The sequence below is a fragment of the Roseateles sp. GW823-FHT07B05 genome, assembly GCF_058794515.1.
On the sequence record NZ_JBXAGX010000008.1, the window covers coordinates 1 to 14,950 of the forward strand.

Below are 14,950 nucleotides of genomic sequence, written 5' to 3' on the forward strand. Positions count from 1 at the left end.
CACACTCCGCACTCAACCGCCAGCCACCCATGAGCCGCATCCCGGCCATGAACAACCTACTGGAACTCAACAGCTAGGCGAGGAAGCGGCGCAGCACGCGCTCGGCGGCGGCCGGGTCGTCGCGCCAGGCGCCGTGGCCCACGCCGGGGAAGCGCTCGAAGCCGGCCAGCCACTGTGGCGGGATGGCGGCGGCGATCTCGGCCGCATCCTCGGGCGGCGTGACGGGGTCGGCCTCGCCGGCCATCACCAGCACCGGGCACTGCACGCCGGCCAGGCCGGGGCGCAGGTCCATGCCGGGCAGTTCGGTGCGCGTGTGCTCGAACAGGATCTCGGGCTTGAACACCATCCAGCCACCGGCGTCGGCCGGCTTGGGGCGGGTGTTGTAGAGGTGGCGGCAGTGCTGCTCGTAGGCGGCCCAGGTGTCGGGGCCGGGGCGCTCCCAGAAGTCGCGCGTGGCCTGCGCGGCGTCGGGGCCGCCCAGGGCGCCGAAGCGCTCGATCTTGCGTGCCAGGCCGAAGTGGTGTGACGTGCTGGACAGCACGACCTTGGCGGGGTGTGCCGGGTGGCGCGCGAGATACCGCTGCGCGACGAAGCCGCCGAAGCTCTGGCCCAGCACGAGGGGCTTCTCGATGCCCAGTGCGTCGCACAGCCGCACGACGTCGTCGGCGAAGACGTCCAGCCGCATCTCGTCCAGCGGCCGCGGGCTGCTGCGGCCGTGGCCGCGCTGGTCGAAGTAGACGACCTGGCAGACGTCCGTGAAGCGGCTGAAGAAGGGCCGGAAGCCGGTGTGGTCGAAGCCAGGGCCGCCGTGGATGAGCAGCAGCGTCGGCCGCTCCTTCAGCGCGCGGCCCGCGGGCACATGGCCCAGGCCTTCGATGTCGACGAACAGGCGGACGCCGGGTTGGATCTCGATATGCATGGCGGAAGCGCCCGGCCACCGCGCGCGGCCAGGCGGCGCGGCGGCGGAAGAGCGGTCGTGGCGGGTTGGCAGCGCGTCAGGATACTTTGCGCAGGTCCAGCGTGAACGGGAACTCCAGGCTGCGCTGCGGCTCACCCACCTCGACGCGCCCCGGCGTGTGCCCGTGCGACGTGAAGCGCGCCAGGCGCCGGCTCTCGGCCTCGTAGGCGTTGACGGGCAGCGTCGCGTAGTTGCGGCCGCCCGGGTGGGCGACGTAGTAGCGGCAGCCGCCGAGCGACTTCTGCTGCCAGGTGTCGACGAGGTCCAGCGTCAGCGGCGCATGGATGCCGATGGTGGGGTGCAGCGCCGACGACGGCAGCCAGGCGCGGTAGCGCACGCCGGCCACGAACTCGCCGACGCGGCCGGTGGGCTGCAGCGGCAGCGGCTGGCCGTTGACGGTGAGGCGGTGGCGCGGGTCCACCAGGCCGCTGACGTGCACCTCCAGCCGCTCCATCGACGCGTCCACGTAGCGCACGGTGCCGCCGGCCGAGCCTTCCTCGCCCATCACGTGCCAGGGTTCCAGCGCGCCGCGCAGCGTCACGTGCACACCGCGCGCGGCGAACTCGCCGACCTTGGGGAAGCGGAACTCGACGTGCGGCGCGAACCAGGCCGCATCCAGCGCGTAGCCGGCGTCCTGCATGTCCTGCATGACGTCGGCGAAATCGTCGCGCACGAAGTGCGGCAACAGCCAGCGGTCGTGCAGCTCGGTGCCCCAGCGCACCAGCGGTGCGCGGTACGGCGTCTTCCAGAACCGCGCCACCAGCGCGCGCAGCAGCAGTTGCTGCACGATGCTCATGCGCGCATGCGGCGGCATCTCGAAGGCGCGCAGCTCCAGCAGGCCAAGCCGGCCGGTCGACGAGTCGGGCGAGTACAGCTTGTCGATGCAGAACTCGCTGCGGTGCGTGTTGCCGGTCACGTCCACCAGCACGTTGCGCAGCGTGCGGTCGATGAGCCAGGGCGGCACATCCTCGCCGTGGCGATCGGCCAGCTTGTGGATCTCGGCGAGCGCGATCTCCAGCTCGCGCAGCTGGTCGTTGCGCGCCTCGTCCACGCGCGGCGCCTGGCTGGTCGGGCCGATGAACAGGCCGCTGAACAGGTAGCTGAGCGACGGGTGGTTGTGCCAGTAGGCCAGCAGCGATGCCAGCAGCGACGGCCGGCGCAGGAAGGGCGAGTCCGCCGGCGTGGCGCCGCCGAGCACGAAGTGGTTGCCGCCGCCGGTGCCGCTGTGGCGGCCGTCCATCATGAACTTCTCGCTGGACAGGCGGGTCTGCCGCGCGGCCTCGTACAGGAACTCGGTGTGCTGCACCAGCTCGCACCAGTTGTGCGCGGGGTGGATGTTGACCTCGATGACGCCGGGGTCGGGCGTGACGGCCAGCAGCTTCAGTCGCGGGTCGCGCGGCGGCGGGTAGCCCTCCAGCACGATCTTGCAGCCGGTGTCCTCGCAGGTCGCCTCGACGGCCGCGAGCAGCTCCAGGTAATGCTCCAGCTTCTCCAGCGGCGGCATGAAGACGTACAGCACGCCGCTGGCGCTGCCCCGGCTTTCAGCCGCAGGGCCGCTGGCCCGCCGGGGGTCGCGTGCCTCCACGCACAGCGCGGTGCGCGTGATCCAGTGCGCGCTCTCGAAGCGCACCGGTGCGCTGGCATCGGCCGACGGCGGCCACGGCGAATCGCCCGGCGCGAAGCCCTGGCCGACGGCCGCGCCGGTGTCGCGCCGCAGCCCCTGGGCGGGCCCGGTGGACGTGACGCCCTGCACCTGCGCGCGCAGCGCGGCCGGCGCCGGCAGCATGCCGCGCGGCGCGAACGGGTCCTGCTCGATCAGGTAGGGGAAGTCGCTCTTGCCCACCCAGGGCAGCGAATCCAGCGGCAGCCGCCAGCCCATCGGCGAGTCGCCCGGGTGCAGGTACAGCCGCTCGTCGCGGAAGAACCAGGGGCCGGTCTGCCAGCGCTCGCCGGCCAGGCCCGGCGCGTCGCCCGCGTGGCGCAGGGGCAGAACGTAGCCGACGACGCTGGACAGGCCCTGCTCGAACACGCGGCGCAGGCGCGCGCGCTCCATCTCGTCGTCCAGCCGCGCGTCGAACGGGTCCACGTTGACCGGCAGGCGGCGCTCGCGCCACAGGTAGTACCAGGTGTCCTCATGGGCCGGCTGCACATGCGTGTCGGGCAGGCCCAGCCGTGCGGTCAGCGCGGCCATGAAGCCTTGGGCGTGCTCGCTGGTGTAGGCATGGCCCTCGCGCTCGTCGGCGAACCAGTCGGGGTTGCGCCAGCAGGGCTGGCCGTCGGCGCGCCAGTAGATGGACAGCGCCCAGCGCGGCAACTGCTCGCCGGGGTACCACTTGCCCTGGCCGAAATGCAGGAAGCCGCCCTGGCCGTACTCGTCGCGCAGCCGGTGCGTGAGCTGCTGTGCGTACAGCCGCTTGGTGGGGCCCAGCGCCTCGGTGTTCCATTCGGGCGCGTCGCGGTCCTCGACGGCGACGAAGGTGGGCTCGCCGCCCATCGTCAGGCGCACGTCGCCGGCGGCGAGGTCGCGGTCCACCTGTTCACCGAGCTTGAGCACCTCGGCCCATTGCGCGTCGGTATAGGGCTTGGTCACGCGCGGCGACTCGTAGATGCGCGCGATGCCCATCTCGTGGCCAAACTCGACCTCGCTTTCGTCCACAGCGCCGCTGATGGGCGCCGCGCTGCCGGGCGTGGGCGTAGCCGCGAGCGGGATGTGGCCCTCGCCGGCCAGCAGGCCCGACGTCGGGTCCAGGCCGATCCAGCCGGCGCCGGGCAGGTAGACCTCGCACCAGGCGTGCAGGTCGGTGAAGTCCACCTCGGTGCCGCTGGGTCCGTCCAGCGCCTTCTCGTCGGGCGCGAGCTGGATCAGGTAGCCCGACACGAAGCGCGCCGCCAGGCCGAGGTGGCGCAGCAGTTCGACGAGCAGCCAGCCCGAATCGCGGCAGGAGCCGGACGCCTTCTTCAGCGTCTCCTCGGGCGTCTGCACGCCGGGCTCCAAGCGGATCAGGTAGGAAACGCTGCGCTGCACGCGCTGGTTCAGGTCGACGAGGAAGTCGATGGTGGTGCGCTCGGCGCGCGGGATGTCCTGCAGATAGGCCGCCAGCAGCGGCGTGAGCGGCGCGGCCTGCAGGTAAGGCGCCAGCTCGATCTGCTGGGCCTCGTCGTACTTGAAGGGAACGGTCTGTGCGTGCGGCTCCAGGAAGAAGTCGAACGGGTTGTAGACCGCCATCTCGGCGACCAGGTCCACCGTGACGGTGAACTCGGTGGTCTTCTCGGGGAAGACGAGGCGGGCCAGGTAGTTGGCGAACGGGTCCTGCTGCCAGTTGATGAAGTGCTTGGCGGGCTCGACGCGCAGCGAGTAGCTGAGGATGGGCGTGCGGCAGTGCGGCGCGGGGCGCAGGCGGATGACCTGCGGGCCGAGCTGCACGGGGCGGTCGTATTTGTAGCGGGTGACGTGTTTGAGGGCGACGTGGATGCTCATGGGTTTCTCTCATCGCGCCGGTGGGCGGATGCTCATTCCAAGATTCGTTTGATGGCGACGCCCGTGCCGGGATTTCGCCCCGGCGGGCGACCTACTTTTTGGGCCGCCAAAAAGTAGGCAAAAAGCTCGCCCCGACCGCACCGCCCGCAGCAAAGCTGCGGGTCCCCTGCGGTACTAAAGGGGCCATACGAAACAGCCGGCGCCAGCCGGCTGGCGGGTTTGGCTGTTGGCTGTTGGGGTTGGCTGTTTTGGGGCTCCCCTTCAAAACCGCTGAGAAGCGCAGGAACCCAGGGCGTGCGCGAAGCGCACTTCAAGAACTGACTCGCGGCGCCTGTTTGAGCAGAGCGTAGCGGCGCGAGTTCGCCGCGGCCCTGGGTTCCGAGCATCGCAAGGCAGCCCGCAGGGCCGGTTTTGCAGGGGCGGTTTCTTTGCCTACTTTCTTGTCCGCACAAGAAAGTAGGTCGCCCGCCGGGGCGAACTCCCGGCACGGGCCTATGCGACAACCAACCCTCCGAAAGAACAACCGAAAGACTGGTCACCGGCAACGCCCTCAGGTCGACGGAACCAGAAAGTCCCGACTGATCCGCGACCCCAGGTCTGCCACCTCGGCCAGGAACCCATCGAGGAAGGGATGCATGCCCTCCGCCAGGATCTCGTCGATGCGGCCGAAGCTCAGCTCCGCCTCCAGCCGCCCCACGCGCCGCAGCGTCTCGGACGACTGCGCGTTGGCTACGCGCTTCAGGTTGGCCAGCATGCGCGTCACGCAGTGCGACAGCGAGCGCGGCATGTCGGGCCGCAGGATCAACAGCTCCGCCACCTTGTCGGGCTGGATGACGTTGCTGTAGACCTTGCGGTAGATCTCGAAGCCCGACACCGAGCGCAGCACAGCCGACCAGTAGTAGAAGTCGCGCGCCGCATCATGGCTGGAGGCTTCCGGCTCGCCCTGCGCCTGCTCCTGGCGATAGAACTTCACGTCCAGCAACCGCGCCGTGTTGTCGGCCCGCTCCAGGAAGGAGCCGATGCGGATGAAGTGGAAGGCCTCGTCCTGCAGCATGGTGCCCACCGTCACGCCGCGCGACAGGTGCGAGCGGTACTTGACCCACTCGAACAGCTGCGACGGGTCGCGCGCCAGCGCGCCTTCGCGCAGCAGCCGGCGGAACTCCAGCCAGGTCTGGTTCATCGTCTCCCAGACCTCGGTCGTCAACGCGCCGCGCACGGCCCGCGCGTTCTCGCGCGCCGCGCGCAGGCAGTTGAAGATGGACGAGAGGTTGCTCTCGTCGGCCACCATGAACTCCATGACGTTGCGCGCGTTGATCGTCGAGTACCGGGCGCCGTACAGGCCGTTCAGCTCGGAGATGGACACCAGGCTGCGCCAGGTCTGCTCGGATTCGTCGACCGACTGCGGCTGCAGCGAGGTCTGGTAGGCGATGTCCAGCATGCGCGCGGTGTTCTCAGCGCGCTCGATGTAGCGGCTCAGCCAGAACAGATGGTCAGCAGTTCTTGAAAGCATGTGATCAGTCCTCCAGCACCCAGGTGTCCTTGGTCCCGCCGCCCTGGCTGCTGTTGACCACGAGAGAACCTTCCTTCAACGCCACGCGCGTGAGCCCGCCCGGCACCATGCGCACGCTGGACCCCGACAGCACGAAGGGTCGCAGATCAATGTGACGGGGCGCGATGCCCGATTCGACGAAGGTCGGGCAGGTGGACAGCGACAGCGTCGGCTGTGCGATGTAGTTGCCCGGGTTGGCGACCAGCCGCTCGCGGAAGGCCTCGATCTCGGCCTTCGTCGCGGCCGGGCCGACGAGCATGCCGTAGCCGCCCGCGCCGTGCACCTCCTTCACCACCAGCTCGGACAGATGCGCCAGCGTGTAAGCCAGGTCGTCCTTCTCGCGGCACACATAGGTGGGCACGTTCTGCAGGACGGGCTTCTCGCCGAGGTAGAACTCCACCATCTTCGGCACGTAGGGGTAGATCGACTTGTCGTCCGCGATGCCCGTGCCGATGGCGTTGGACAGCGTCACCTTGCCGGCCTTGTAGGCGTCCACCAGGCCGGCGCAGCCCAGCTGCGAATCGGCGCGGAACACCTGCGGGTCGAGGAAGTCGTCGTCCAGCCGGCGGTAGATGACGTCCACGCGCTTGGGGCCACGCGTCGTGCGCATGTAGACGAAGCCGCCGTCGACGAACAGGTCCTGCCCTTCCACCAGCTCCACGCCCATCTGCTGGGCCAGGAAGGCGTGCTCGAAGTAGGCCGAGTTGTACATGCCTGGCGTCAGCACGACGACCGTCGGGTCCGACACGCCGGACGGCGCCACGCTGCGCAGCGTGTCCAGCAGCAGGTCGGGGTAATGCGCCACCGGCGCGATGCGGTGGTTGACGAACAGCTCCGGGAAGAGCCGCATCATCATCTTGCGGTTCTCCAGCATGTAGCTCACGCCGCTGGGCACGCGCAGGTTGTCCTCCAGCACGTAGTAGTCGCCGCTGCCGTCGGCATTGCCGGCGCGCACGATGTCGACACCGGCGATGTGGCTGTAGACATTGCCCGGCACGTCCACGCCCATCATCTCCTTGCGGAACTGGGCGTTGTTCAGGATCTCGTCGGCGGGCACGATGCCGGCCTTCAGGATCTCCTGGTCGTGATAGACGTCGTGGATGAAGCGGTTCAGCGCCGTCACGCGCTGCGCCAGGCCGGCCTGCATGGACGTCCACTCGGACGCCGGGATGACCCGCGGGATCAGGTCGAACGGGATCAGCCGCTCGGTGCCTTCGCCCGAGTCCTTGTCCCCGTAGACCGCAAAGGTGATGCCCACGCGGCGGAAGATCAGCTCCGCCTGTTCGCGCCGTTCGCGCATCAGCGACTCGGGCTGCTCGGCCAGCCAGCGGGCGTAGGCCTCGTAGTGGGCGCGGGTGGCGTTGCCCCCCGCGGCTTTCATTTCATCGAAGGCGGTCTGCATCGTTGCTCCTCTCGCAGGCACCGACGCAAATTCCGCGCCACCCGGGTGGGCGGCTTCTGGTGCACCCGTGCACTGCCTCGGTGCAGGGTGCCCGAAGCCACGGCACCGAGGCACCAGAGTTAACCCGTCATGGCCCGCCCGGGTCGCCCCGGGCGCACCGCAGCGGTCAGAAGCGGATCTGCAGACCGGTGCTGGCGGAGCGGCCCGGCTGCGGCGCCAGCTCGCGGATCGTGGGCACCGCGGTGGCGTTGTAGGCCAGCTTGTTGCCCAGGTTGTCCAGCTTCAGGTACCAGAGCGCGTCCACGCCGTCCCAGCGCAGCTGGCGGGCCAGGCTGAGCCGCACGGTGCCGTAGCCGGCCGTGGCGGTGTCGAACTGCGCCACGCGTGTCTGCCGCGCCGCGCCGCGCCACTCGACCTTGCCGGACCAGTCGCCCCACTTGCCCTCCAGCCCCAGCATCGCGCGCAGCGGCGCCAGCCGCGGCAGCGGCTCGCCCGTCGTGCGGTTGTCGCCGCGCACGGCATCCAGCTGGGCCAGCACCGCGACGGCCGGGTGAGCCTGCCAGCGGCCCTCCAGCTCCACGCCGCGCAGCCGTGCCGGCACGGCCTGGAAGGCGTAGACCGGCACGGCCTCGCCGTCGTTGTCCGCAGTCTCGCCGGTGGCCTGCAGCGCGATGTAGTTCGAGAAGCGCGTCTCGTAGACGTTCACGTGCACATGGCTGCCGTCGCCCTCCCACTTCAGGCCCACGTCCAGGCCCTTGGACTTCTCCAGGCCCAGCCCGGCGTCGCCGCGTTCGAACGCCGCGCTGGCCACGTGCAGGCCATTGGCGAACAGCTCGTAGTAGGCCGGCGCGCGCTGCGTGCGGTTCAGGTTGGCGCTCAGGCTCCAGGCGCTGTCCAGCGGCAGCACGCCGCCCAGCGCCAGGCTCAGCGGGCGGAAACGCCGGGACACCGGCGCGCCGAAGCGGTCGCCGCCGTCCGAGTCCACCGTCACGCGCTCGGTGCGCGCCCCGGCCGACCAGTCCACGCCGGCCAGCCGCGCCTGCTCCAGCAGGAACACGCCGGTGCTGCGCGTGCGCGTGCTGGGCACGAAGGCCTCCTCGCCCAGCGCCGAGAAGTCCAGCGACTCGGTCTGCAGGCCGACGAGGCCCTTCACCGGGCCGAGCGCCGCATGCTCCACCTCCAGCCGGCCGTCCGTGCCGGTGCTCTTGAAGGTCGTGCCGACGTCGGCGCCCTCCATCTCCACGTGCTCGTAGCGGTTGCGGCTGAGCTGCCAGCTGACGCGGCGCACCGGCCCGTCGGCGGTGGCCCACTCGCCGGCCGTGGCCAGGCGCTGGCGCTGCATGCGGATGGTCACGTCGGCCTCGGCCGTGGTGCCGTAGTCGGTGTGGAAGTCGTCCACCGACACGCCGGCATAGCCGCCCTGGAAGAACACCGAGCCGCCCACCGCGCCGCCATGGCTGCGCGCGGCGGAGTTGCGCACGCTGGTGCGGCTCTCGGCGCCGTCGTCGGTGGGGCTGCTGAAGCGCGGCGTGCGCTGGTCGCCGGCGTCGCGGCCGGCCAGATCCACGTGCCAGCCAAAGCCCGACTGGGCCGAGCCGCTGCCGCCGTCCAGCACGACGGCGCCGCTCTTGTCGTTGCTGGCGCCGCCCAGCCGCACCTCGGCCGCACCGCTCAGGCCCGGCGTGAAGCTGCGCGGGATGCGGTTGTCCAGCGTGTTGACGACGCCGCCCACCGCGTTGCCGCCGTACAGCAGCGCCGCGGCACCGCGCAGCACCTCGACCTTGTCGATGACCAGCGGGTCGATGGCCACGCCGTGGTCGAAGCTGAGGTTGGACGCATCCACCGACGCGCCCGAGTTGTTCAGGATGCGCACGCGGTCGCCGTCCAGCCCGCGGATGCTGGGCCGGCTGGCGTTGGGGCCGAAGTTGGTGGCGGCCACGCCGGGCAGGCCCTGCAGCGTGTCGCCGAGGTTGGCAGCCCGGGTCAGCACGAGCTGGTCGCCGGACAGCGAATCGCTGGGCTGGGCCAGCACCTGGCTCTTCAGCGGGTTGCCGGTGACGACGACCTTGTCGAGGGACTCAGCCGGCTCGGCATGAACGACGGAAACGAAAGAAACGGACAGGCAGGCGGCCGCCACGGGCGCCAGTGCAAAGGAACGCATGAGAGGGTACTTCCACGAGAAAACGCAAACACCCACGCCCGAAACATCGGGCGCGGGAAGGCTTGGGGTTCAGGCGGAAGCGGGCGGTGCGCGGACCGGCGGGCGCCAGGCTGCGTCACGCTGCACGGCCGGCGTGGGCCGTGCCGTGATGGCCGCATCGACCGCGGTGCCGATAGGCAGCGGCGGCAGCTCGGCAGCCGGCGCCCCACCGGCCAGGTGGGCAGCGGTCAGGCACAGGTCGCAATCGACCACGTGGACGACACCGTCGTCCTGCCGGTCGCCCACGTGCGACAGCGCGTGCACATCCGCCATCGCCTGGGCGATGGGCAGGATCAGGGCCAGCCAAAGGAGCCAGCCACGTGCAAAGCGGCGCATGTTCACGGCCGCAATCCTAAACTCGCCCCCTTACAAGGCCTGAAGTCACGCCCATGAAGCTCATCGACAACATCCTGGCCGACGCGCCCGAGATCACGGCCATCCGCCGCGACCTGCACAAGCACCCGGAACTCTGCTTCCACGAGGAGCGCACCGCCGACGTCATCGCGAAGGCGCTGACCGACTGGGGCATCCCCGTACACCGCGGCCTGGGGAAAACCGGCGTCGTCGGCATCGTCAAGAACGGCACGTCGGACCGCGCCGTGGGCCTGCGCGCCGACATCGACGCGCTGCCGATGACGGAGCGCAACCAGTTCCCGCACGCCAGCTCGTACCTGGGCCGCATGCACGCCTGCGGCCACGACGGCCACACCGCCATGCTGCTGGCCGCCGCCAAGCACCTGGCGACGAACCGCAACTTCGACGGCACGGTCTACCTCGTCTTCCAGCCCGCCGAGGAAGGCGGCGGCGGCGCGCGCGAGATGATCAAGGACGGCCTGTTCGAGAAGTTCCCGATGGAGGCCATGTTCGGCGCGCACAACTGGCCCGGCATGAAGGCCGGCCAGTTCGCGCTGAAGTCCGGCCCGGTGTTCGCCAGCAGCAACGAGTTCAAGATCACGCTGCGCGGCAAGGGCTCGCACGCGGCCATGCCGCACCTGGGTGTGGACCCGGTGCCGGCGGCCTGCCAGCTGGTGTCGGCCTTCCAGACCATCATCAGCCGCAACAAGCGGCCCATCGACCCCGGCGTCATCTCCGTGACCATGATCCACGCCGGCGAGGCCACCAACGTCGTGCCGGACTCGGTCGTCATGGAAGGCACGGTGCGCACCTTCACGCTGGAGCTGCTGGACCTGCTGGAGCGCCGCATGAAGGACATGACGGAACAACTGGCCGGCGCGTTCGAGCTGACGGCCGAGTTCGAGTTCCGCCGCAACTACCCGCCGACGATCAACCACCCCGCCGAGACCGAGTTCGTGCGCCGCGTGCTGACCGACATGGTGGGCCCCGACAACGTGCAGGACTTCGAGCCCACCATGGGCGCCGAGGACTTCAGCTACTACCTGCTGGACAAGCCCGGCTGCTACTTCCTCATCGGCAACGGCGACGGCGACCACCGCACCGGCGGCCACGGCCTGGGGCCGTGCACGCTGCACAACCCGAGCTACGACTTCAACGACGACCTCATTCCCCTCGGCGGCTCGATGTGGGTCAGACTCGCCGAAGAATGGTTGGCCCCTCGTCCGGTCGAGCCCCGCTGAACGCGGGCAAGCCCGGCCTGGGACCGCGCTGCGGCATGAGCCGCAGCGCTTCGCCAGGCACAGCGCGCCCACTGGGCGCACCGTGTCCGGGCTCAGCCCCCGAGGGGAGGGCGATGCTCGCGGCGTCGAGCCGCGAGCACATCGCCAGCCGGGCCGGCTTGGGGCGGCCCGGCGCTCGGCCCGAAATCACAAGGACCACCGAATGAACCACGATCAAGTCATCACCGACACCCGCGACTGGGTCGTCAAGGCCGTCATCGGCCTGAACCTGTGTCCGTTCGCGAAGGCGGTGCACGTCAACGAGCGCATCCGCTACGTCGTCAGCGACGCCACCGAGCCCGAGGCGCTGCTGAAGGACCTGGCCCGCGAGCTGCTGGCGCTGAACCGCGCCGACCCCGACGAGGTGGACACGACGCTGCTCATCCATCCGCAGGTGCTGACCGATTTCCTGGACTTCAACGACTTCCTGGATGCGGCCGACGCGCTGGTGGACGAGCTGAAGCTGGACGGCATCCTGCAGATCGCCGACTTCCACCCCGCCTACCAGTTCGACGGCAGCGAGCCCGACGACATCGCCAACTACAGCAACCGCTCGCCCTACCCCACGCTGCACCTGCTGCGCGAGGACAGCATCACCCGCGCCGTGGAGTCCATGCCGGACACCGCCGCCATCTTCGAGGGCAACCTGGACACGCTGGAGCGGCTGGGCCACGACGGCTGGGCCGCGCTGGGGCTGAAGAAGTAGCCGCTACTCCTTCACCCAGGAAAAAGCGCCCGCGCCCTTCCTGGGCGAGTTGGCCCGTGTGCGAAGCACCGCATCGAAGCCGCTCCTGCCGCCGTTCCAGACCGCCGTCAGCAGGCTGACGACGTCCTCGGCGGTGTAGGCGGCCAGGTCGGGCCGGAACTGCTTGATGGCCACCGCCAGCATGTCGCGCGGCAGCTCCTGGTGCGTGGCCAGCACCACCAGCATCGCGGCATGCAGGTCCGACCAGGCGGCGCACAGCGCCTGGATGCGCTTGAGCGCGTCGGCCGGTGCTGCCCTGTGCCCGGGCAGTAGCCAGCCCAGCCCATCATCGCCCTCGTCCTGCGTGGCCTCGTCCATGGCTTGTTGTCTCCTTGCCCCGAGATTTCTCATGCCGCGGCGTTCGCGTCAATCATTTATCGCCCCGCAGACTGCGCAAATCGGCACGCTGTGGCCATTTGGATGAGCCCTGACGCCTCCGTCATGCGGCAAACTCGCCGGTTGCTTCCCGCGCCCGCAGCTGCCATGCAACCCAAGACCCTCGCCCTGATCGATGACGATGCCGAGTACTCGGAGTTCCTCGCGCAGTACCTCCAGGAGCAGCAGGGCATCGCGGTCAGCCGCTTCGACGACAGCAACGCGCTGCTGGCCGCACCCGACGCGTTCTCGTTCGACTTCTACCTCGTCGACCTGATGCTGCCGGGCGTCAACGGCGTGGAGCTCATCAAGATCCTGCGCCGCCGCACCGACGCGGGCGTCGTCGTCGTCTCCGGGCGGCTCGGCCCCGAGGTGTTCCGCGAGGTCATCACGGCCGGCGCCGACATGTACCTCGTCAAGCCCGTGCAGTTCGAGCAGGTGTCGCTGGCCATCGCCGCCGTGCAGCGCCGCGTCGCCAAGCCCACGGCGGCCGACGCTGTCTGGAAGCTGGACCGGGCCAGCGGCGAACTCGTCGTGCCCGACGGCACGCGCATCCAGCTCAGCGAGGCGGACCGCCAGCTTCTGGAATGCTTCGCCGCGGCCAACGGCGAGCCCGTCACGCGCGAGGCGCTGCTGAACAAGCTGGGCCGCGAAGTGCCCGACGGCGAGGCCGACGATGGCCTGTCGGCCACCATCTACCGGCTGCGCCGCCGCATCGAGCGCGCCACGCCGACGCTGGTGCCGCTGCAGAGCAAGTCGCGCGTGGGCTATGTGTTCCGCGCGCCGCTGCAGCTGATCTGACGGCCGGCCCGCTCGGCGGCCATCAGCCGGGCGAGGCAGGGCGACCGGCATCGTTCAGCACCACCGCGTTGCGGCCGCCGCGCTTGGCGTCGTACAGCGCGGCATCGGCGCGGTCGATCAGCGGGCCCGCGTCCGGATCATCGGGTGAGGCCAGGCTCACGCCGATGCTGACCGTCAGGCGGCCCACCTCCGGGAACACCGCCGCCTCGACGGCGCCGCGGATCTTCTCCGCCGCCATGACGGCCTCCAGCGGGCCGGCCAGCTCGGGCAGCAGCACGGCGAACTCCTCGCCGCCGAAGCGCGCCACGACGTCGGTGACCCGTACCGAGGCCTGCAGCATGGTGGCGAGCTGGCGCAGCACCGCGTCGCCGGCCGGGTGGCCGAACTGGTCGTTGACGCGCTTGAAGTGGTCGGCGTCGATCAGCAGCAGGCCGTGCACGCGGCCGTTCTGGCCGTAGCGGCGGTCCAGCGCCTGGGCCTCGGCGAGGCGGGCATCCAGGCTGCGGCGGTTGTGCAGACCGGTCAGCGGGTCGCGCGTGGCCAGGTGCTCCAGCGCGGCGTTGGCGGCCTGCAGCTCGGCGGTGCGCTGCTGCACCTGGGCCTCCAGCGTCGCGTTGGCGCGCTGCAGCTCCCGCTCGGTGGACAGCAGCGAGCGCGCCATGGACTGCATGGCCGTGCTGAGCTTGGCCAGCTCCTGGGCACCGGGCTGGGCGGGAAACTCGGGCATGCGGCGCTCGCTCTCGACCTGCTCGGCGATGCGGGCCAGCTGCTCCACCGGCCGGCTGATGCGCCGCGCCAGCAGCAGCGCGGCCAGCGTCAGCAGCGCGGCGGCCAGCACGCCCAGCAGCACAAGCTCACGGCGCAGGTCGCGCACCGGGCGCAGCGCCTGCTCCATCGGCTGGCGGGCCACGATGCGCCAGCCCAGCTCGGCGTTGGTGCGGGCCTGCAGCGGCGCCTCGCTGGTGAGGTAGGCCTTGCCGTCGAACACCAGCTCGCCCTCGAAGCGGTCATTGGCCAGCTTGGGCAGCACGTCGCCGCCGTTGACCTGGGCCAGCTTCATCGCCTCCGGGTAGAGCACGCGGCCCTGGCGGTCGATGATGAGGGCGTCGATGCCGCTGCCCGGCTGCTGGCGGCGCGTGACGCTCTCCACCATGCTGGTGACCCAGCGCCAGTGCGCGTGCGCGCCGACGACGCCGCGCAGCCGACCCTCGGCGTCGCGGATGGGCGCGGCAAAGTCGATGAAGCGCGTGGGCTCGCCATTGGGCTGCGCCGGCAGCATGGTGGCCAGCAGCTTGGCCTCGTGCACGTCGCCCACGTAGATGCGCTCACGCGCGGCGACGAACCATTCGCGCTGCGCCACCGAGCGACCCACCAGCATGCCGCCGTTGGCCTGCTGCACGGTGCCGTCCGGCGTGGCCACGCCCAGCCATGCGAACTCATCGTGCAGCGCCTGGCGACGCTCCAGCGCGTCGCGCACCAGCGCCGAATCCAGCGCGCCGGCCGTCAGGTGCGGGGCCACGCTGAGCAGCTCGATCTCGCGCTCGCGGTCGCGCAGCTGGCTGGCCAGCAGCTCGGCAGCGGACTGCGCCGTCGCCCGCACCGCGGCGGCCTGGGCGGTGTAGAGCTCGTCGGTGGCAACGCTGCCGAGGTAGCCGCCCACCAGCCCCAGGATGGCCAGCGCCAGCCCGCCCAGCACCAGGCTGAGCTGGCCGCGCAGGCTGGGCAGATGCCGGGGCGGTGGGGTGGGTTCGATCTGGAGGTCGGGCATGGCGGGTGGGCAAGGTCGGCGCAGCCAGGTAGCACGGCAG

The 14,950-nt window shown here is 70.5% G+C and carries 11 protein-coding genes; 3 read left to right on the forward strand and 8 right to left on the reverse strand.

Translation table 11 applies throughout. The features are described 5' to 3' along the window. Window positions 1-73 precede the first annotated feature (73 nt). The 6 genes from AC1Q7O_RS17480 to AC1Q7O_RS17505 all read right to left on the reverse strand — a co-directional run bounded on the left by AC1Q7O_RS17480 (window position 74) and on the right by AC1Q7O_RS17505 (window position 9,929). On the reverse strand, window positions 74-919 hold the full coding sequence (locus AC1Q7O_RS17480) for an alpha/beta fold hydrolase (protein WP_492660728.1): 846 nt from the start codon (window positions 917-919) through the stop codon (window positions 74-76). Window positions 920-995: 76 nt separating this feature from the next. Further along, window positions 996-4,436 carry a transglutaminase family protein gene (locus tag AC1Q7O_RS17485; RefSeq protein WP_492660727.1) on the reverse strand — a complete coding sequence of 1,147 codons (3,441 nt, stop codon included), beginning with the start codon at window positions 4,434-4,436 and terminating at the stop codon, window positions 996-998. A gap of 550 nt (window positions 4,437-4,986) precedes the next feature. Beyond that, window positions 4,987-5,946: an alpha-E domain-containing protein gene (locus tag AC1Q7O_RS17490; protein WP_492660726.1), complete on the reverse strand. Its 960-nt coding sequence runs from the start codon at window positions 5,944-5,946 to the stop codon at window positions 4,987-4,989. A gap of 4 nt (window positions 5,947-5,950) precedes the next feature. Beyond that, complete coding sequence (locus AC1Q7O_RS17495; RefSeq protein ID WP_492660725.1) at window positions 5,951-7,387, reverse strand: circularly permuted type 2 ATP-grasp protein; 1,437 nt, start codon at window positions 7,385-7,387, stop codon at window positions 5,951-5,953. A gap of 166 nt (window positions 7,388-7,553) precedes the next feature. Then, window positions 7,554-9,548, reverse strand: a complete 1,995-nt coding sequence (locus AC1Q7O_RS17500) for a TonB-dependent receptor (RefSeq protein WP_492660724.1) — start codon at window positions 9,546-9,548, stop codon at window positions 7,554-7,556. Between the two features lie 69 nt (window positions 9,549-9,617). Further along, window positions 9,618-9,929, reverse strand: a complete 312-nt coding sequence (locus tag AC1Q7O_RS17505) for a hypothetical protein (protein ID WP_492660723.1) — start codon at window positions 9,927-9,929, stop codon at window positions 9,618-9,620. Between the two features lie 47 nt (window positions 9,930-9,976). On the opposite strand from AC1Q7O_RS17505, the gene AC1Q7O_RS17510 reads away from it, so the two are divergent. Together AC1Q7O_RS17510 and AC1Q7O_RS17515 are read left to right on the forward strand one after the other, a co-directional pair. Further along, on the forward strand, window positions 9,977-11,182 hold the full coding sequence (locus tag AC1Q7O_RS17510) for a M20 aminoacylase family protein (protein ID WP_492660722.1): 1,206 nt from the start codon (window positions 9,977-9,979) through the stop codon (window positions 11,180-11,182). Between the two features lie 202 nt (window positions 11,183-11,384). Then, window positions 11,385-11,927, forward strand: coding sequence for a DUF1415 domain-containing protein (locus AC1Q7O_RS17515; protein ID WP_492660721.1), 543 nt, complete (start codon window positions 11,385-11,387; stop codon window positions 11,925-11,927). Between the two features lie 3 nt (window positions 11,928-11,930). Here the strand turns inward: AC1Q7O_RS17515 and AC1Q7O_RS17520 are convergent, their stop codons facing one another. Then, the gene (locus AC1Q7O_RS17520; RefSeq protein WP_492660720.1) at window positions 11,931-12,284 is read right to left on the reverse strand and encodes a hypothetical protein; all 354 of its coding nucleotides are present in this window, start codon (window positions 12,282-12,284) and stop codon (window positions 11,931-11,933) included. 165 nt (window positions 12,285-12,449) lie between these two features. Here AC1Q7O_RS17520 and AC1Q7O_RS17525 point away from each other — a divergent pair, with 165 nt between their 5' ends. Next, a complete protein-coding gene (locus AC1Q7O_RS17525) occupies window positions 12,450-13,142 on the forward strand; it encodes a response regulator transcription factor (RefSeq protein WP_492660719.1) in 693 nt (230 codons plus the stop codon). Window positions 13,143-13,164: 22 nt separating this feature from the next. Here the strand turns inward: AC1Q7O_RS17525 and AC1Q7O_RS17530 are convergent, their stop codons facing one another. Continuing rightward, window positions 13,165-14,910 carry a sensor domain-containing diguanylate cyclase gene (locus tag AC1Q7O_RS17530; RefSeq protein WP_492660718.1) on the reverse strand — a complete coding sequence of 582 codons (1,746 nt, stop codon included), beginning with the start codon at window positions 14,908-14,910 and terminating at the stop codon, window positions 13,165-13,167. Window positions 14,911-14,950: the final 40 nt, after the last annotated feature.

Bases quoted from the DNA above. Each gene is read 5' to 3' on its own strand.
- AC1Q7O_RS17515 (WP_492660721.1), top strand. From the start codon at position 11,385: ATGAACCACGATCAAGTCATCACCGACACCCGCGACTGGGTCGTCAAG.
- AC1Q7O_RS17490 (WP_492660726.1), bottom strand. From the start codon at position 5,946: ATGCTTTCAAGAACTGCTGACCATCTGTTCTGGCTGAGCCGCTACATC.
- AC1Q7O_RS17480 (WP_492660728.1), bottom strand. From the start codon at position 919: ATGCATATCGAGATCCAACCCGGCGTCCGCCTGTTCGTCGACATCGAA.
- AC1Q7O_RS17485 (WP_492660727.1), bottom strand. From the start codon at position 4,436: ATGAGCATCCACGTCGCCCTCAAACACGTCACCCGCTACAAATACGAC.
- AC1Q7O_RS17495 (WP_492660725.1), bottom strand. From the start codon at position 7,387: ATGCAGACCGCCTTCGATGAAATGAAAGCCGCGGGGGGCAACGCCACC.
- AC1Q7O_RS17530 (WP_492660718.1), bottom strand. From the start codon at position 14,910: ATGCCCGACCTCCAGATCGAACCCACCCCACCGCCCCGGCATCTGCCC.
- AC1Q7O_RS17500 (WP_492660724.1), bottom strand. From the start codon at position 9,548: ATGCGTTCCTTTGCACTGGCGCCCGTGGCGGCCGCCTGCCTGTCCGTT.
- AC1Q7O_RS17525 (WP_492660719.1), top strand. From the start codon at position 12,450: ATGCAACCCAAGACCCTCGCCCTGATCGATGACGATGCCGAGTACTCG.
- AC1Q7O_RS17510 (WP_492660722.1), top strand. From the start codon at position 9,977: ATGAAGCTCATCGACAACATCCTGGCCGACGCGCCCGAGATCACGGCC.
- AC1Q7O_RS17520 (WP_492660720.1), bottom strand. From the start codon at position 12,284: ATGGACGAGGCCACGCAGGACGAGGGCGATGATGGGCTGGGCTGGCTA.